This window comes from Corynebacterium vitaeruminis (assembly GCF_001054325.1).
Classification (GTDB): domain Bacteria; phylum Actinomycetota; class Actinomycetes; order Mycobacteriales; family Mycobacteriaceae; genus Corynebacterium; species Corynebacterium vitaeruminis_A.
The window spans coordinates 230228-248698 of sequence record NZ_JVVM01000020.1; the positions used below are offsets into that span (position 1 = coordinate 230228).

Annotated in this window: 14 protein-coding genes, 1 pseudogene and 1 riboswitch; of the genes and pseudogenes, 6 read left to right on the forward strand and 9 right to left on the reverse strand. The window is 61.1% G+C overall.

Translation table 11 applies throughout. The annotated features are described in order from the left end of the window. Positions 1 to 152: 152 nt before the first annotated feature. Positions 153 to 2399 carry an ATP-binding cassette domain-containing protein gene (locus tag ADA16_RS05290; RefSeq protein WP_239659348.1) on the reverse strand — a complete coding sequence of 749 codons (2247 nt, stop codon included), beginning with the start codon at positions 2397 to 2399 and terminating at the stop codon, positions 153 to 155. Between the two features lie 107 nt (positions 2400 to 2506). Next, the gene (locus ADA16_RS05295) at positions 2507 to 3010 is read right to left on the reverse strand and encodes an ECF transporter S component (protein ID WP_239659349.1); all 504 of its coding nucleotides are present in this window, start codon (positions 3008 to 3010) and stop codon (positions 2507 to 2509) included. 478 nt (positions 3011 to 3488) lie between these two features. Between ADA16_RS05295 and ADA16_RS05300 the strand changes: the two are divergent. Then, positions 3489 to 4699 (forward strand): annotated as a pseudogene (locus tag ADA16_RS05300) (IS110 family transposase). Positions 4700 to 5032: 333 nt separating this feature from the next. Here the strand turns inward: ADA16_RS05300 and ADA16_RS05305 are convergent. Next, positions 5033 to 6484, reverse strand: coding sequence for a glyceraldehyde-3-phosphate dehydrogenase (locus ADA16_RS05305; RefSeq protein WP_048759818.1), 1452 nt, complete (start codon positions 6482 to 6484; stop codon positions 5033 to 5035). A 181-nt stretch (positions 6485 to 6665) separates the two neighbouring features. Between ADA16_RS05305 and ADA16_RS05310 the strand changes: the two genes are divergently transcribed. The 3 genes from ADA16_RS05310 to ADA16_RS05320 all read left to right on the forward strand — a co-directional run bounded on the left by ADA16_RS05310 (position 6666) and on the right by ADA16_RS05320 (position 11094). Then, positions 6666 to 7559 carry a Cof-type HAD-IIB family hydrolase gene (locus tag ADA16_RS05310; protein ID WP_048759820.1) on the forward strand — a complete coding sequence of 298 codons (894 nt, stop codon included), beginning with the start codon at positions 6666 to 6668 and terminating at the stop codon, positions 7557 to 7559. A gap of 121 nt (positions 7560 to 7680) precedes the next feature. Continuing rightward, entirely contained in the window at positions 7681 to 9327 is a 1647-nt protein-coding gene (locus ADA16_RS05315; protein WP_048759822.1) for a peptide chain release factor 3, read from the forward strand. Positions 9328 to 9393: 66 nt separating this feature from the next. Next, on the forward strand, positions 9394 to 11094 hold the full coding sequence (locus ADA16_RS05320) for an FUSC family protein (RefSeq protein ID WP_048759825.1): 1701 nt from the start codon (positions 9394 to 9396) through the stop codon (positions 11092 to 11094). On the opposite strand, the gene ADA16_RS05325 is transcribed toward ADA16_RS05320, so the two are convergent. Continuing rightward, the gene (locus ADA16_RS05325; RefSeq protein WP_048759827.1) at positions 11091 to 11750 is read right to left on the reverse strand and encodes a hypothetical protein; all 660 of its coding nucleotides are present in this window, start codon (positions 11748 to 11750) and stop codon (positions 11091 to 11093) included. The two genes, ADA16_RS05320 and ADA16_RS05325, sit on opposite strands and share 4 nt — an antisense overlap. Positions 11751 to 11760: 10 nt before the next feature. Beyond that, complete coding sequence (gene pnuC / locus ADA16_RS05330) at positions 11761 to 12480, reverse strand: nicotinamide riboside transporter PnuC (protein ID WP_048759829.1); 720 nt, start codon at positions 12478 to 12480, stop codon at positions 11761 to 11763. A 10-nt stretch (positions 12481 to 12490) separates the two neighbouring features. Next, positions 12491 to 12659, reverse strand: a riboswitch (FMN riboswitch). A 96-nt stretch (positions 12660 to 12755) separates the two neighbouring features. On the opposite strand from pnuC, the gene ADA16_RS05335 reads away from it, so the two are divergent. Continuing rightward, positions 12756 to 13550, forward strand: a complete 795-nt coding sequence (locus tag ADA16_RS05335; RefSeq protein ID WP_065421332.1) for a YwiC-like family protein — start codon at positions 12756 to 12758, stop codon at positions 13548 to 13550. Positions 13551 to 13601: 51 nt separating this feature from the next. Beyond that, positions 13602 to 14546, forward strand: coding sequence for a MinD/ParA family ATP-binding protein (locus tag ADA16_RS05340; protein ID WP_048759831.1), 945 nt, complete (start codon positions 13602 to 13604; stop codon positions 14544 to 14546). Positions 14547 to 14582: 36 nt separating this feature from the next. Here ADA16_RS05340 and ADA16_RS05345 read toward each other — a convergent pair whose 3' ends face one another. The 4 genes from ADA16_RS05345 to ftsE all read right to left on the reverse strand — a co-directional run bounded on the left by ADA16_RS05345 (position 14583) and on the right by ftsE (position 18421). Beyond that, positions 14583 to 15710, reverse strand: a complete 1128-nt coding sequence (locus ADA16_RS05345; protein ID WP_048759833.1) for an enoyl-CoA hydratase/isomerase family protein — start codon at positions 15708 to 15710, stop codon at positions 14583 to 14585. Between the two features lie 90 nt (positions 15711 to 15800). Next, positions 15801 to 16697 carry a polyphosphate kinase 2 gene (ppk2, locus tag ADA16_RS05350; RefSeq protein ID WP_048759834.1) on the reverse strand — a complete coding sequence of 299 codons (897 nt, stop codon included), beginning with the start codon at positions 16695 to 16697 and terminating at the stop codon, positions 15801 to 15803. Between the two features lie 83 nt (positions 16698 to 16780). Further along, a complete protein-coding gene (ftsX, locus tag ADA16_RS05355; RefSeq protein WP_048759836.1) occupies positions 16781 to 17683 on the reverse strand; it encodes a permease-like cell division protein FtsX in 903 nt (300 codons plus the stop codon). 48 nt (positions 17684 to 17731) lie between these two features. Beyond that, positions 17732 to 18421, reverse strand: coding sequence for a cell division ATP-binding protein FtsE (ftsE, locus tag ADA16_RS05360; RefSeq protein WP_048759837.1), 690 nt, complete (start codon positions 18419 to 18421; stop codon positions 17732 to 17734). Positions 18422 to 18471 lie beyond the last annotated feature (50 nt).

The following is an 18471-nucleotide window of genomic DNA, read 5'->3' on the forward strand; positions in this document are numbered from 1 at the left end:
CGCCATGCCGGTGCCGGGCGGACCGGGCCCGCATGGCGTGACCCGGAGGATGTGTCTGAAGGGTTGAAAGGGTGAAGCAACTGGGTGGGGCGCGTCTCCGCACAAGCTCGGAACCGCTCGTGGGCCCGGGACCCGCCGGTTCCGGGTGCCCGTCAAGTCACTGCGGACACCAGGGCGGCGACGAAGGCCGCGGCGGACGCTGCGGCCGCGAACCCGTCACGCACTCGCCAGGGGTGATTGGTGCGGAAGGTGCGCCACGGATGGCGGCCGAAGTTGCGCATCGCCAGGGTCAGGGACAGCTTTTCGGCGCAGCGCACGGCGCTAACGAACAAGGGAAAGGCGATGCGCGCGGGCGTCGTCGCGCGAATGAAACCGGAGCGGAAAGACTGCTCCGGTCGCATCGAGCGCAATCTAATCGCCCATGTCAGCTGGGGGATTTCGCTGCGCAGGAACGCCGCGATGCTCACCCCGGCAATCGCTATGGTGCACCATGTGTAGGGCACCCGGAGGCGTTGCACCATGGCGTCGAAAAGCTCCTCGACGCGCATGCACGCGGAGACCAGGACCGTCCCCGCGAACACGGCCGTCAGCAGCAGTCCGTGATGGATGCCGTGGCGGACGGCCCCCGCCGGATCCCCACCTCCGTAGAACTCGGAGCGCCACCCGAGCAGGCCGAAGAACACCCCGATTAACAGGACGAGAAGGGCCTTCCCCGCCGTCGCCCGAACGTCGCGTTCCGCGATCGCAGCGAGTGCGAGGAACGCGCCCCCCGTCAGCGCGAGAACGGCGTCTCCGCCGGAGAGCAGCCCGGCGACGAGGACGAGCATCACCGCCGCGACGATCGTGATGGCGTTCAACCCCGCGCGCCTCCGAGCGTCGGATTCACCGGTCCAGGGGCTTTCGTCCCCGGACGTCCGTGCGCCGGCGGCGGGCAGTGCGCGATCCCGCCGGGACGACTCCGGGGCAGCCGGCACGGCGGCCGCGGGACCGGACCAGGCGACCTTCCCTTCGGCGACGATGCTCGCCCGATCCGCCCACGTTCGCGCGACACGGCGGTCGTGGCACGTGAACACAACGGTTCCGCCGGCCCGGGCGTATTCCGCTAGCGCATCCAGTACGATGCGCGAGCTCGGCGAATCCAGGTGCGCCAACGGCTCGTCGAGAAGCAGCAAACGGCGATTGGCCGCCACCGCCAGGAAGATGCCCAACCGTCTTTTCTGTCCGCCCGACAGGACGAACGGCGAGACGGGGTCAAGTGCCCGGGGGCACAGGGCTTCCCGCAGTTTCCGCAGGTCATCGGTGCCGAGTGGCCCGTGCGGGTCCGTGCCGGCCAGCGCGGAGTCGATTTCCGCGGCGACGGTCGCGCGGGTGAACTGGTGCTCGGGGTTCTGGAACGCCCACGACGCGAAGGCGTCGGGAGCGCGCCGGGCTGGCTCGCCGTCGATCCGGATGTCCGCTCCCGCCTTCATCTGGCCCGACAGCACCGCCAGCAAGGTGGACTTACCAGCTCCGTTGGTGCCGACCAGGGCATGGATCTCGCCCCGTTCCAGTGTCAGCTCGGCCCCGTTCAGGATCCGCTCCCTGCCCCGGGTCACATGGGCTCCGGTCAAGGCCAGCAGTGGAACGGCGTCCGCCTCCGATTCCGGATCGGCGCCATCCCCGGCTCCCCGGGGCCTTCGCCGCCGGCCCGGACTGAGACGGTCCGGTGCCCCCGTGCCCGGCGTACTGGCGTCCGGCGCTCCGGCGGTCGCGGCCGACGTCGCAATGCCCTTCACCGCGATGCCCTCCGGCGCTCCGTGCGCGGCGACGCTCCCGTCCGCATCGAGGATTGTCACCGTGTCAACCCACCCGTCGAACGGACGGAGGTCGTGCTCGATGAGCAGGATGACGCGCCCCGGGGCCCGCAAATCACGGATGGCGGCGAACAGCGCCCGCCGACCGTCCTCGTCGACGTGGGCCGCGGGCTCGTCGAAGATCATGACCTCCGGCGCCCTGGCCACCGCACCGGCGATGGCCATCCGCTGGCGTTGCCCACCCGACAAAGCCCACGGATCCTTCTCCGCGAGCTCTGACAGCCCGAGCTCCGATAGGGCCTCGGCTGATCGCTTGGCGACGATGTCGGCTTCCACGAGGGAAAACTCGAGGGCCATGGACACGTCATCGACGACTCGGAGCGTGAGCACCTGCGTCGCCGGATCTTGCCCGACGAAGGTGACCCGGTCCCCGTCCACGGGGCGTTCGGTGCCGTCGGCATCGACGATGTGCACGAATCCGGCATGGTCGATGGGGATGTGCGAGGGGATCAGTCCAGCGATAAGGTGGGCCAGGCTCGTCTTTCCGCATCCCACGGGTCCCGTGATGGCGTTAATCGTGCCGAAATCGAAGGAGAGATCCACCATGTCGGGTGCCCATCGCCCATCGGCGTGCCGCACGCCCGCACCACTAACCCGTAACCGGGCCGGGGCCGTCCCGCGTGTCGCACCGGCGCACGCGGGTGCTCCGCCGGTCACCGGGTGACCCCGCGGCTGCGAAGCCCCTTTGCGACGGCAAAGCCCAGGACCAAAAACACCAGGCTCGATGCCAAGGCTACGGCGAAGCTGATCAGGGTCATGGGCGTGGTCGGCGAGTCGACGCCGACTGCGCGCGGGGCCATCGTTCCCATCAGCGCGGAGAACAATATCGCCGATGCTACGAACTGGGGACGCGTCCACCGCCGGTACAGGGTGATCATGAACGGAAGCTCGATGAGTAATCCTTCCATAATCAGCGCCCCGATTGCGGCGACGCCGAACGGGGTGGTCGCCGCGGACACGACGCCCATGGCAAGGCACGCGATAAGGCTCGCGCCAGGCTTGCGGACGACAATGAGGGGAACAACGCACGGCAGGAACCACAACCCGAGCGTCGCCGCGACGAGATAAACGTGGGCGATGCCGGCGAACACCTGCAGGTAAGTCAGGGGCACGATGATGAGAGACCCCGCGACGCCGATCGCGGCGGCGACGAGCATGTCGCGGGTGGATGGTCGGCCACCCGCTGCGACCGGTGCGACGTGCACCAACCGCCCGTCACCCGTCCCGTCTGGGCCCGCGTCCCCGGCTACCCCTCCGGAGAGGGGTTCTCCGGTCGATCCACGTTTTCCGTTCATCGTCGCCGCCTCGCTTCCGTTGCCGATTCCCGATCGGGAACACCACCTGAAACAGTATTAGGTTAGGCAATGCTTATCGACTTACGCCAGGCTCAATTTACTGGCCTTACCCCCGCCCCCGTTACCGTGATGGTGCCCCCCTCACGGGGCGCGGTCACCGGGCCCGGCACGGCTTATCTGCGTGAACATTTCCATAATCCGGGGGTGTTGCCGCCGGACACCGGGGACAACCGCTGACAGCTAATAGGGACACGGACCAAACAGAGGTCTCGTCGCAACGTGGGTGCCTGCAACGGATGTCCAAGACACCGGCGACCAGCCGCAACAGAAGGACACCACCATGGAACCGTCCAGAACACCCGAAATCATCATCGGCCTCGACGTCGGCAAAACCGGCCACCATGCCTGCGCGCTGACCAACACCGGCGAGAGAATTTACGACAAACCACTGCCCAAAGACGAAGCCGCACGGCGCGAAATCTTCGCGTCCATGCAAGCCCACGGCAGCGTTCTCATGGTCGTCAATCAACCCAACACGATCGGCGCCCTGCCCATCGCCGTGGCCCGCGACTGCGGTTGCACGGTCGGAGACCTCCCCGACCTAGCCATGCGACAAGCAGCCGATTTCTACCCTGGACGATCAAAAACCGCCGCCGGGCTGCATTCATCATCGCCGACACCGCCCGCACCATGCCGCACACACTGCGGGCAGTCGACCGCGACGACGAGGCACTAGCAGCGCTGAAGATGCTCGCCGGATTCCACGACGACATCACCAAAGACGCCACCCGAACGAAAAACCGCCTTCGCAGCGTGCTCACACAGATTCACCCCGCACTCGAGCGCGTCTTTGCAGGCGAGATTCTCTCGCGCACGCTGGTGCTGGACTCGCTAATCCACTACGAAGGTCCGACAAAACTGGCCGCCGCAGGTCGAGGCCGGGTCCTGAAGTGGATGCGCAACCGCGCCAAGAAGGACCCTGCTGCCCTCGCAATTTTCGCCGCCCTTGCCGAGCAAACTGTCACGGTACCCGGCACTGCGGTAGCAGAATTGGTCATTCCCCAGCTGGCGGCGAACATCAAAGCGCTTCAAGCACAGCGCGACACGATCGCCGGACAAGTCGAGGAGATGCTCGAATCGTTCCCTCTTGCCCAGGTCTTGATGTCGATGCCCGGCGTAGGCATCAAGACCGCCTCTAACATCTTGTTGTCCATCGGCGATTGCCAGGACTTCGCCGACGCCGCGCACTTGGCCGCTTACGCCGGCATCGCGCCGACCACCCGGCAGTCGGGTACGTCGGTCCGTGGCGAGTTTCCCACCAGGGCCGGCAATAAACAGTTGAAAAACGCGATGTTTCAATCGGCGTGGATCGCGTCGAACTGCCATCCCGCATCGCGCGACTACTACCCGCGTAAACGGACTGAAGGACAGAAGCACAATGCCGCGGTGATGCGGCTTGCCCGGAGCCGCTGCAACGTCATCTATGCCCTGTTGACTCGGCGTAAGCTCTCCCGAGAAATCCCTGCTAGAACCATCGCCACGGCTGCGTAGGCCGCTGGGCTAATCACCGCCGACCCGCATGATGCGGCCCGGCGGTCAGTCATGGATACAACACCCCATACGATGTACGTGAAAGTCCCGCCTGACTATTGACAATCCGCATAGGGACCCCACGCGGATCGGGACCGAGTGGCGGCCGACCCCTCGGCCCAACAGCGCCCGAAGCCGCGCAGAACCAGGTGCACCAGCGGTAAGCGATAGCGGCCTCCCGCACCGAAAGCTCCGTCCCCCTCCCCCTGCCCTCCCCATCGCCTCAAACCCCGTGGTTTAGGAGGAGCAAGAAGGCGTTCGAGGGCTCGACAGCTCAAGCCCAGGACCGCCGACTTAGAGCTCGTCGATCTGCTTACGCTTCGGGTAGACGCGCGGGCGAGCACCGGCGATCTCCTCAGCAATGCGGATAACCTGGTTGGAGTAACCGAACTCGTTGTCGTACCAAACGTAGAGCACTAGGTGCTTACCGTTGGCGATGGTAGCCAGACCATCGACGATGCCAGCGTGGGTGGAACCAACGAAGTCAGTGGAGACCACTTCTGGTGAGTGGATGTAGTCAATCTGCTGGCGCAGGACGGACTTCAGGGAAACCTCACGCAGGTAGTTGTTGACCTCGTCGCGGTCGACCTCAGTGTCCAGGGTCAGGTTCAGCACCGCCATGGAAACGTCCGGGGTGGGAACGCGGATGGCGTTACCGGTCAGCTTGCCCTCGAACTCCGGCAGAGCCTTGGCGACGGCCTTTGCGGCACCAGTCTCAGTGAGAACCATGTTCAGGGTGGCTGCGCGACCACGGCGGGACCCCTTGTGGAAGTTGTCAATCAGGTTCTGGTCATTGGTGAAGGAGTGGACGGTCTCGACGTGACCGAACTCGACGCCCCATTTGTCATTGACGACCTTCAGCACCGGGGTGATGCCGTTGGTAGTACAGGAGGCTGCCGACAAAATGCTGTCAGACTCCTCGATGATGCTGTGGTTAATTCCGTAGACGATGTTCTTCACATCACCCTTGCCCGGCGCGGTGAGCAGAACCTTGGAAACGCCCTTGGACTGCAGGTGCTGTGACAGCCCCTCGCGGTCACGCCAGCGGCCGGTGTTGTCGATGACAATCGCATCGTTGATGTCGTACGCGGTGTAGTCAACAGTAGCCGGGTCGTTGGAGTAAATGACCTGGATTGGGGTGCCGTTTGCCCAGATAATGTTGTTTTCGCGGTCGACCGAGATGGTGCCGTCGAATGCACCGTGGACGGAGTCACGACGCAGTAGCGACGCACGCTTGACGATGTCGTCCTCACCATTCTGGCGAACCACAATCGCGCGCAGGCGCGGGCCATTGAACAGTGCCTCGCGAGCCAGCAGAATGCGAGCCAGCAGACGGCCAATGCGGCCGAAACCGTAGAGGACAATGTCGGTCTTCGGGGTGTGTGTCTCGGCACCGATGACGTCGGCAAGCTCGCGCTCGAGGAATGCGCGCAGGTCGCCGCCTTCCTCTTCGTAGCTGGTAGCCAGGGCGCCTAGGTCGATAGAGGCGGTGCCAAGGTCCATCTTCACCAGTTCCTGCAGGATCGGCAGAGTCTGGTTGAGTGGCAGCTCCTGCGAGGTAATGCGACGGGCGTAGCGGTGCGACTTAATGATGCCGGTCTCGGTGACGTTTTCCAGTCGGCGGCCGAAGATTGAAGTCACGACATCGTTGTTGCGTCGCAGCTGTCCCAGGAGGGGGATCATCTGCTCTGCAAGGCTGATGCGCTCATTCCAGTCATTGCGCTTGATGGGGGCCGAATCCGACATAAATCCTCCTGGCTTAAATGAATATGAGTTCCCCCTCAAAATACCCCGCACACGACGTTCACCGGCTATCGCCCTCAACTGGGTACCCCGTATTGTGGCCGAGCTTTCACCCAATCGGGGGATAATCAGCCGAGCGCCGGAAGAGAAAAGTGAACCCTACTTACCCGTTACAATTGAGCCTATGACGGAAACCCCGGATATCCAGCAGCAATCTCCCACCCAACCGCCATACCGCCTTGTAGTCACGGATATGGACGGCACGCTATTAAATGAAGACAAGGAAATCCCGGATTCCTTTTGGCCGGTAATCACCGAGCTCCTTGACCGTGGCGTTTACTTCGCCCCGGCTTCGGGTCGCCAATACGCCACTTTGGCTGACCAGTTCGCCCCCATCGCGCACCGTATCCCCATCATCGCGGAAAACGGTAACTATGTTGCGGATGCGGGGCACGTGGTCTCAGTCACCAGTATCGACCACGACATTGTCACTCAGCTGGTGCACGCTATCCGCCAGTTCAACGACAACCGTGTGGCGGCGGGCCGCACTCCCCTGTCAGTTATTATCTGCGGTGCTGCCAGCGCATACGTGGAGTTTTTCCCGCCGCACTTCAATATCCCGGAGGAAGTCCAGCAGCTGCAGTTCGATGAGGCCGCCAAGTACTACTTGAAGCTGCAGAAAGTCGACGATGTCATCGCCGCTGCTGCCGAGGATGGCATCGTCAAGATCGCGGCTTTTGATCCATACTCCGTCGAAGACGAATCCGCCGATTACCTGCGCTCCCAGAGCAAGCACTTGCGCGCGGTCGTCTCCGGCCAGCACTGGGTGGATCTCATCGATGCCAGCACCAACAAGGGCACCGCACTCGCCGCCCTGCAACAGGCCATCGGTGTCTCTCCCGCCGAAACCGTCTGCTTTGTCGACTATCTGAATGACTTGGAGCTCATCGACCACGCCGGCCGCTCGTTTGCCATGTCCAATGGACATCCAGAAATCAAGCGCCGCGCCACCGACATCGCACCGTCGAACGCGGAGGAAGGCGTCATCACGACGCTACGCAAGCTGTTCACTCTCTAGCACTGTTCCCAACATCATCTCTAACCGCAATTGACCACTTACCCAACTGGAGCGGTAAGTTAGAAAGGTTGAACCCGATTCCCTTATTCCGATTTTCTTTTGAGGAAAGCGTAGTCTCCCTGTGACCACTCTCGCCGAAGAAGCCGCCCGCCGCCGCACATTTGCCGTCATCGCACACCCGGATGCCGGTAAGTCCACACTCACCGAGGCATTGGCGCTACATGCTCATGTCATTAACGAAGCTGGTGCTGTCCACGGCAAAGCCGGCCGCAAGTCGACCGTATCGGACTGGATGGACATGGAGAAGGATCGCGGCATCTCCATCGCCTCCTCCGCGCTGCAGTTCGAGTATCAACCAGAGGGCCACGACGGCGAGCCGTACATGATCAATCTCGTCGATACGCCTGGTCACGCCGACTTCTCCGAGGACACCTACCGCGTGCTCACCGCTGTCGACGCCGCAGTCATGCTTGTCGACGGCGCCAAGGGTCTCGAGCCTCAGACGTTGAAGCTGTTCCGGGTTTGTAAGTCCAACGGAATTCCCATCGTCACCGTCATCAACAAGTGGGACCGCCCGGGTAAGGCTCCCCTGGAACTGATGGATGAGATTGTTGCGGAGATTGGCCTGCAGCCGACACCGCTGTACTGGCCAGTCGGCGAAGCCGGCGACTTCCGCGGTCTACTGGAGCGTGGCGAGGACGGTGAAGCCAAGCAGTTCATTAGCTTCGAGCGCACTGCCGGTGGTGCCACCATTGCCGCCGAGCGGCACCTCACCCCAGATGAGGCCGCCGCTGAACAGGGCGATGCCTGGGAGACCGCCGCCGAGGAGTCCGAGCTTCTCTCCGCCGATAGCGCTGACCACGACCAGGAGATGTACCTCGCTGGCGACACCTCTCCGGTGATTTTCGCCTCGGCCATGCTGAATTGGGGTGTCCACCAGATCCTGGACACTCTCTGCGAACTGGCTCCGGCACCTGGCGCCCGCGAGTCCGACCCGGCTGCCGTTGCCGCTGCTGCGGCTGGCGGCCAGGGAACTATCGTCGAAAAGCGCGAACCGACGGATGATTTTTCGGGCGTCGTGTTCAAGGTGCAGGCGGGTATGGATACGCACCACCGCGACAAGCTGGCGTTCATGCGCGTTGTCTCTGGTGAGTTTGACCGCGGCATGCAGGTCACGCATGCGCAGTCGGGACGCAGTTTTTCTACAAAGTACGCCCTGACAGTGTTCGGTCGGACGCGTTCGACCGTGGAGACGGCCTACCCGGGCGACATTGTCGGCCTGGTCAATGCGGGTTCGCTGGCGCCGGGTGACACCATTTACGAGGGCCGCAAGGTTCAATTCAAGCCGATGCCGCAGTTCGCACCGGAGCACTTCCGCACCCTGCGCGCCAAGAGCCTGGGCAAGTACAAGCAGTTCCGCAAGGCTGTCGATCAGCTCGATGCCGAGGGCGTGGTGCAGATTCTGCGCAACGATGCCCGCGGCGATGCCGCCCCGGTCATGGCCGCGGTCGGACCGATGCAGTTCGAGGTGATGATGGCGCGAATGGAAAACGAGTACAACGTCGAAACCATCGCAGATCCCATCCCTTACTCCGTCGCCCGCCGCACGGACGAAGAGACCGCGCCGGAGCTTGCAAAGCAACGCGGCGTGGAGATCTTCACGCGTTCCGACGGCGCCCTCATTGCCCTCTTCGGCGACAAGTGGAAGCTGTCCTTCATTGAGAAGGAGCACCCGGAGTTCACGCTCGAGACGCTGGTCGCTGACTAGAGTTCTCGGCCGCCTACAGCGACAACCCAATAACAACCCAATATAGATAAGGAGATTTCACCAACATTGAGCCAAACGGTTGAGCTTCCTCCACAACCGAGTGCATGGCAGCTTTTTACTGCCTTCCACTCCCGTGCGCAGAGATGGCCAGGTGCCCTCCGCGCAGCACTCGCGCTATTCTTGCCGGGCGCCCTGGCACTTCTCACCGGACATGGCTCGGAGATGCTCCTTATCGCCGCTGGTGGTTGCGTGGTCATCTATGGCGAAGGCCACCCCTACCGCAGTCGCCTGCGCGTGATGGCCATCGCCGGGCTATGCCTGATTGCCGGCGTTATGTCCGGCAGTTTTGTCGGCTCAGTGGTCCACAGTGAGATCGCTTCCGGCGGCAGTAATCTATGGCTGCTGCTCATCGCGCTTTTTACCACGGCGTTGGCTACGGTCGGGGCCTTTATCCAAAACGCACTGCGCCTGCCACCACCGGGGTCATTCTTCATTGTGATGGTCTCCGGCGGCACAACAATGGTCGCCCGCCTTGGCTTCAACCCGGTTGAAACCGCCATGTGGGCTGCCGTTGGTGTGCTTTCCGCGATAGTCATCGGAATGGCACCGCGGTTGTGGAATCCGCATGGTCCCGAGATGGCGGCTGTCCAATCCCTTGAATCAGCCATCGAGGCGATGGAAAAGTCAGACTCGACATCGTTCGCCGTTCATCATCAGGCGCAAACTGCACTCACCGACGCATGGGAATCGCTTGCCGACGCAGGCATCATCCGTGGCAGCAAAATCGTCAAGCCCTCCCATACGGAACTGGTCAACCGTGTCATTGCTGCTCATCAGCGGCTGATTGCTATCCGCGGACGCTTGGGCGTGCACGGCAGCGCTGTGGACATCGTGGACACGCCTAACCTCTTCGACGAGACACAGACAACCATTCCACTCGCGCGACCAAGCGTGAGTTACCGAATCTTCCGCTCTTTCGATCGCTATTCCCATGCGTCAATGACTGCGGCAAAGGTGGCTATTACTGGCGGCTTAGCCGGCCTCATCAGCGTGCTAGTCGGTCTTGACCGACCTGACTGGGCGGTGGTCAGCGCATTGATGACTCTACAGTGGGGCCCCGACCGCACCGCCGGTTCGATTCGAGGGATTCACCGCATGGTGGGCTCGATTATCGGCATTTTCCTCTATGCGCTGCTCTTTTCCTTTGGCCTGGACAGCTGGACGCTACTTATCGCGCTTGCAGCCTGCCAATTCGGCGCGGAGATTCTCGTGGTGAAGAACTATGCGCTGACGACGATCGTCACCACTCCGCTGGCTCTGCTGCTGGGCGGAAATGTTGCTGGCGAGCTCGCACCGATTGTGACCGATCGTGTTTTGGAAGTCGGTATCGCCTGCGCGCTGGCTCTAGCTGTTCTGCACTTCTGGCCAACCGAGAGCATTGAGAAGCACTACCTGCGTCATATTCCGCGCTGCTATCGACAGATGGGTGCTCTTCTCGGCGCGCTGCTAACCGGCACTCCGAATCAGGCACTCGATATTCGTCGCGATCTCCAGTACGAGCTGCTCAGCGAGCGCCAGGCTATCTCTTCTCTGGCCACCAACGATCCTGAAACTGCCGCTCCACACTGGGATGGGCATCGTCGCATTCGCACGGCCGGTTACTTGCTGTTGGACTACTGCCGTACGCACCCAGATACTAGGCCGTCTCACGAGGAGATTTCCAAGCTCGCCGAAGTGGTTCAGGCAGCTAAGTCCGAGGAATACTAGTCCTCCGGCAGTGGAGGCTCCTTGCGCAGGTCGCGAGCGGTTGCCCGCCGCACCTCGCGCGGTTCCTCATCCGAGCCCCGGGAACGGAACTTGGACGCAATGTCTTTCAACGAAGACGACAGCGGCGGCAGCTTCTCTAGCGCGTCACGGCCCGCATCCCACGCATCGGTAGCGATATTTTCCGCTTTCCGACGCAACTTGCGGACTTTCTCTTCGCGCTGACGTTTGGTCTCTGCCGCGTCATTTTGCCGCTCCCGCTCGCGCTCGAAGGCGGCAACATCGCGAGCCTCCGCGTCGGAAAGCCTCTTCGAAGCGTGCGCCGCAGCGTCCCACGATTCCTCCAATGACTCCGCGAGGTGCAACATGGCGTCGATACGCTTTTCAACTTCGCGCAACTTCTCGCGGTAGCCCCGCTGGATGTCGTAGCGGCGCATGATGCGGCGGGCACGAGTGGCCTCGTTGCGCCAGGTGATGATTGCGCCCTCGGAAATCGACTCGTCAACGACGAAACGCATCGTCCACGGGTCGACATCAGTGCTGGCCAGATTGTTGCGTACCCGCTCCTCGCGGTCGAGGACGTCCTGCACAAGACTGCGGGCACGCTCTTCGGCTTGATGGGCGCGGTTGGTACGGGAGTTATCTGGTCGGAAGCTCACCTGGACTATCCTACCGCTCGGCTGCCGCCAAAGCCGGTACTTGGTCGTTCTCGGGGTTCTCCTGCTGGTCATTGTCGTGCTGGTGCTCGAGGCGAATCCAGGAAACAAAGCCCCAAATAACGAAGCAACCGTAGAAGAGGTACAGCGCCGCCGACGGGTAGTAGCCACCCTTGAGCAGTAGCGGCACACCCACGGCATCCACGGCAATCCAAATCAGCCAGAACTCGTTCCAACCGCGGGCCATACCCCAGGTGGCCAGCATCGAACCGACGAAAATCCAGGCATCGGCCCATGGCCCCCACGAGCCCAGCATCTCAAATACATTGGCACAGATTACCGTGGCAAAGATAGCCACCGCGATCATCCCAATGCGTTCCGATGCCGTCGCCCACCGTGGCTCAATTGCGACCTCGTCGCCGTTTTGATTTCGGGTCTTGACCCAGCTAAACCATCCGTAGAGGCTGACGACGATAAACATGACCTGACGCCCAGCCTGACCATAGAGATCAAGATTCTGCGGCGTATGGAAAACTCCGCCGAGAAAGACGGTAAACAGCAAGGCATTTCCGATAATGCCGACCGGCCATGCCCACACCTTGCGTTTCATACCTAGGAAGGCACACGCCAGGCCGAAGAGGTTACCGACAATTTCACGAATCAAGATTGGCGCTCCCGCCACACTGAGCTGTGCGGTGAGGAAACCCACCAAAAAATCCGACACGTATTCCACGAATTATTCAACTCCTTCTCTTTCATCCGGACTATGACCGTCGGTTTCGGATTCCAACCGAAATCTGCTTGTCCCCTACCTGACAACCCCTTGGCCGCAGGTAGGGCGCTCGTGGACTTGTCTGCGTCAGCCGCAGCTTCACCACCGGTGAGGAATTTCACCTCGCCCTGAGAATGCGATTTCAACGTTAGCACTGTTGTCTTGCGCGCATGTGCATTTTATTCAACGAGGTCTCAACTCAACCTCGACATAATTACGTATCTATAATGCGTAGTATGAGTCGAAAGCCCCGCCAGCCCAGACCTCCTCGCCCCACCCGCCACTCCCACCGCAAGCGTTCCGCTGGCTGGATTCCTGACCAGCACGGCGCCTGGTTCATGGTCACCATTCCTCCGCTGACTGCACTCGCGCTCAACCCCACATGGACCGGACTCTCGGTCACCGCGACCTGGCTGCTCGGCTACTTCGCGTTCTTCGCCGTCAGCGTCTGGCTCCGCTCCCGCCGCCAACGCCGCCACCTCGCACCCGCCGCCACATACACCGCGCTCACCGCCGTCGCCGGCTGCATCACACTGCTTGCCGACGTTTCCCTCCTCACCTGGGTCGCCCTCATTGCCCCTCTTGCCGCTATCGCTATTTGGGAGACCTACCAGCGCCGACCGCGCTCACTTCTCTCCGGTGTCTCCACTGTTCTAGCCGCCAGCCTCATGGTGCCCATTATTGCCGGGCCAACCCCGAAAGCCTGGGCAATTGCGGCTATCTACGCTGGGTATTTCGTCGGCACCGTGCCCTATGTGAAAACTATGATTCGCAAACGCGGCAGCCGACAGTGGCTCATTGGCTCAGTCACCTACCACGCCCTCATTACCGCTGCGGCCATCATCGGGTGGATACTGCTCCGCGACCGGGATCTCATCAGCATCGGTGTGCCCATTGTCGCCATTGGGCTTCTCATCAGGTCTTTTGCCATGCCAATCTCCGGTGCTCGCCGCGCTAAGCCATGGACACCCAAACAGGTCGGAATTCTCGATGCTGTCTTTGGGCTCGCCGTGGTCCTGGCCGCATGGTAAAAACAACGGCGGGGACAAACTTTGGGGAATTTTGGGGAGGGGACGAAGTCTATGACTTCCACCAATCACGCACTTTCTGTCTCGGATTTGGCAGCCAGCCTGGACTCGCGCCAGACACCGCAGTCGGGCTGGCGCAGCTGGGTTCATAAGGCTACATGGGGCGCAATTTCGCCGCGGGAATCGGCGTCGGCACGCAAGCAACGCGAACTGATAGAGCGGGTGCGCCAGCCGATTTACGGTGACTACAACATCGCTGTTATCAGTGTGAAGGGCGGCGTCGGCAAGACATCGACAACCATGTGCCTGGGCGCCACGCTTGCAAGCCTGCGCAGCGACCGCATCGTCGCCGTCGACGCGAATCCGGACTTTGGCACACTCGGCGCGCGTGTCGCTTCGACCAATCCGGCATCGATTCGCGACCTGCTGCGCGCCCCGGACACGGACAAATACGCGCAGGTCCGCGCGTACACATCTCACACTCCATCGCGCCTGGAGGTTGTCGGCAGCGACCAAAATCCGACATCTACAATCGCGCTTTCCGACGGTGAATACTGCGCGGCCCTCGACATCCTTCGGCGGCATTACAACGTCAGCCTGACTGATTGCGGCACCGGCCTGACGCAGCCCATCGCCGCTTCGATTCTGTCTGCGGCCAATTGCTTGGTGCTGGTCACCACGCCCGCGTTGGATGGGGTGAAGAGTGCCTGGACGACGTTGGATTGGCTTTCAGCGCACGGCTTCGAACGGCTGGTTTCTACCACTGTCGTGGTGGTCAACGAACTGAACAAACAGGGGCTGTCCACAGAGACCGTGCACGAGCTATTTACCCAGCGTTGCCGCGCAGTGCAGGTCATCCCCTATGACCCGCACATTGCGAATGGCGCGAATATTGAGCTGGACAATCTCCAACCCGCCACCGCCCAGAGCTATCTCGAGCTGGCGGCCATGATTGCCGATGATTTTGCGCCGACTACGGGCCGTCACAGCTTTGTCTAGCACTGGCCTATTTAGCCCTATTGAGCGCGATCTTATTTAGCTCAGGTGCTGACGAATCCCCTCGACATCGACCTCCTGAACGGAGGCGGGCTTGAAGGTGGCGTCGCGGTCCTTGTCCACCAAAACCGCCCGCACGCCTTCGGCAAAATTGGGGTGTTGACGCATGTAAGCGCCGAGCTTCATCTCCCGGTTCAGAGCCTCCTGCAGCGTAACCTCCGGACCCGCGTTCGCTGCATAGAGCTCCACTGCCGCCACGAGACTCTCCGGGTTGGCGGGTGCCAGCAGGTCACGGAAGGTCTCCACTGTTGACGACGCACAGGAGCCAGCCTCTGCGGCCTCGTTGAGAGCACGCTCAATCTCAAACCAGCTATCAGCGCCGAAGCAGGCCTCGATGCAATCGGTCCACTCGGCCAGCTGCGGCTCACCGAGCAGCTCACGAGCCTCAGCCGAGTCCACATCGAGCGCATACTCTGCAAGCGCCGAATCAATTCCATCTCGGTCCAGTGCCGCGACAAACTCCTCCAGCTGCGCGGATGGCACCGCATGCGTTGCCCATCCAGTCCACAGCATGTCCGCCGCAGTTAGGCGGTAACCGGTCAGTCCTGCAAACCGAGCAATCGCCGGCGAGGGCCCGCCCAGCTGAGTGTTCACATGCTGTGAAAAATAGGTAATGCCCACGTCAGGCACAAAGCCGATTGCCATTTCTGGCATGGAGGCGCTGGCTCGCTCGGTCACGATTCGGTGGGAGCCGTGCATGGAAACTCCCAGGCCACCGCCCATAGCGATGCCATCAATAATCGCGATATATGGTTTGGACTGCGCGAATTCCGCAATCATCGCGTTCATCTCGTACTCGTCCCGGAAGAACTTCTCCCCCTGCTCCGGAACACCATCGAGCACAGCTTGCCGAACTGCGCGCACGTCACCACCGGCACAAAACGCCTTGGGGTGACCGGATGAAACAACAATGTGGTCCACCGGGTCGTCGTCACGCCATGCGCGGAGCCCCTCGACGACCTCGGTGACCATATCCAAATCGAGCGAATTAAGCGCCTTCGGCCTGTTCAGCCGAAGGTGACCTGATCGCCCGTGGACTTCTCGCAGCACCTTTGGCTCATTGACCTCGATGCGTGCAGTGCCAGAACCGTTATCAGTAGCAGTCATGCCACCCAGTGTGACACAGATAACTATCTATGGAAAGGCTCTGACTTGATGGAACGACTGACGGCGGCTAGAACTGCCTGAACAACGAAGCTACTTCTTCTTGCTCTTCTTGTCCTTCTTGTGCTTCTTGCCCTTCTTACCGGACTTGCCTGCACCGTTCACACGGTCAGCTTCGAGCTTCGCGGCCACGTCCGGCACATAGCGGAATTCAGTGCGCGGTGGACGCTCGTAGCTCCCCTCAGACTCCGGACGCTCCGGAATTTCCGGAACATCCCGCTGAATGTGCTCGTACGGAATGGTGGTCAGCAGGTGGTTGATGACATTGATACGCGAGCGCTTCTTGTCCTCGGACTCAACCGTGAACCACGGTGCGGACGGGATATCAGTGTGGATGAACATCTCATCCTTAGCGCGGGAGTAGTCCTCCCAGCGAGTGATGGACTCCAGGTCCATCGGCGAGAGCTTCCAGCGGCGCAGCGGATCTTCACGACGGGACTTGAAGCGAGCAACCTGCTCCTCGTCCGACACGGAGAACCAGTATTTGCGCAGGATAATGCCGTCTTCAACCAGCAGACGCTCGAAGATTGGAGCCTGGTGCAGGAAGCGACGGTACTCCTGCGAGGTACAGAAGCCCATGACGCGCTCAACGCCGGCGCGGTTGTACCAGGAGCGGTCGAAAATCACGATTTCGCCGGCAGTTGGCAGCTTTTCGACATAACGCTGGAAGTACCACTGACCCTGCTCACGGCTCGTCGGAGCCGGCAGAGCCTCAATGCGACAGGTACGGGGATTCAGGTACTGCGTGATGCGCTTAATGGCCGACCCCTTGCCGGCAGCGTCACGACCCTCCATCACGATGACAATTCGGGCACCGGTTTCTACCACCCACTGCTGCATTTCGACGAGCTCTGCCTGGAGCTTTTTGAGCTCGGCTTCATAAGCCTTCTTGTCGAGCTTCGGTGGGCGCTGAACGTCGTCATTATTCATAGTCCCCAGCTTACCCGGCACCCTGCCCTGACCCTATTCACCGGGTTTAACCGAGGGGTCTAATCGCAAACCTAATTGGGGCCCTAGTCACGCGAGTAAAGACGCAGCGTGACCTGCGCAACAAGGCCTGCGAAGACCATGCCGATAATGACCACAATCGGCGCCACCACACCAATATCGCCGTTGGTCAGCGGCGCCAGGAGCTGTGCCTTGTACAGGTTGCCCAGCGCAGGATCGATGACCGTCGCCTTACCCAGGAACAGCGCGCCGATAGCCAGCAGTCCACCAATCAGCGACGCAATCACAGCTTCAAGAACGAACGGCGCCTGCGTAAACCATCGGCTGGCACCGACCATGCGCATAATCTCAACTTCCTTACGACGCGAGAACGCCGCAATCTGCACCATGTTCGCAATCAGGAACACCGCGGCAACGGCCTGCACTGCCGCCAGCAGGAAGGTCGCATTTCGCACCGAATCCAAGTTCTGCGCCGCAGTTCCGACCTCTTCATGCTGGTCAGTGACGTGGTCGACCTGTGGCAACTCCCGAATCGGATCCAGCGGGCTGACGTCTGTCGGATCGGTCAGGCGCACCATCACGACAGCCGGCAGCGACTCCGGCGTCGCGTTTTCCACGAGCACGGGGTCACTGTCCTTGAACATCTCCACGAAGTGGTCAAAGTTCTGCTGACGATTTCGGAAAGTCACCGAATCAACGCCATCAGCCTCTTCAAGCTTGTCGACGACCTCAGCGCACTCCGGCGAGGAGCAAGTTTGGTCCTCGGCGGAGATTTGTTCATTCAGCTCAATCTGCACTTCTACGCGATCGAGATAAAGATCCTTCGTACGGCTGGTCTGCTCAGTAACCAGGATGCCAGTCGCGAGCAGCGCCAACGACACCGCAGTCGTAATGACCATCGCGATGGTCATCGTAATGTTTCGGCCCAAGGAGGAGAAAGCCTCACCGAGGACAAAGCGAGTCTTCATAGGTCAGTAATACCTTTCGAATGAGTTCTTCTACCGATGGACTATCTACTAATTGTTCAGGCCATAAACACCCGTGGCGTCGTCACGCACAAGACGCCCCAGTTCCAGCTCCAGTACGCGGCGACGCATGGAGTCCACGGCATCGTTGTCGTGAGTCGACACGATAACCGTCGTGCCCATGCGATTGATGCGGTCAAGCAAGAGCATGATGTCACCGGAAGTGCTTGGGTCGAGGTTGCCGGTGGGCTCGTCGGCAAGCAGGATGAGCGGGCGGTTGACGAAGGCGCGAGCGATGGCGACGCGCTGCTGCTCACCACCCGACAACTCGTGCGGGTAGCGGTTCTCCTTGCCCGAGAGTCCGACCATTTCAAGCGTTTCCGGAACAGCCTTGTCAATTTTCGCCTTCGGCTTGCCAATCACCTGCAATGCGAACGCGACATTTTCGTACACGGTCTTCTTTGGCAGCAGGCGGAAGTCCTGGAAGACGTACCCCACCTTTTGACGCAATTTCGGGATGTTGCGGCGAGAAATCTTGGTCAGATCCTGGCCTGCGACCGTCAGTTTTCCTGAATCCACTTTCTCTTCACGCACCATAAGGCGCAGGAATGTCGACTTACCAGAGCCCGACGGTCCAATAAGAAAGACAAACTCACCTTTATCTATGTGGACTGAAACATCGTCGAGAGCTGGTCGGCTAGAAGTCGAGTAGGACTTGGTAACCCCGTCGAAAGTGATCATAGATAGACACTCTAATCACTTAAGCCACTCAAGTCACTCTGGAATGCATG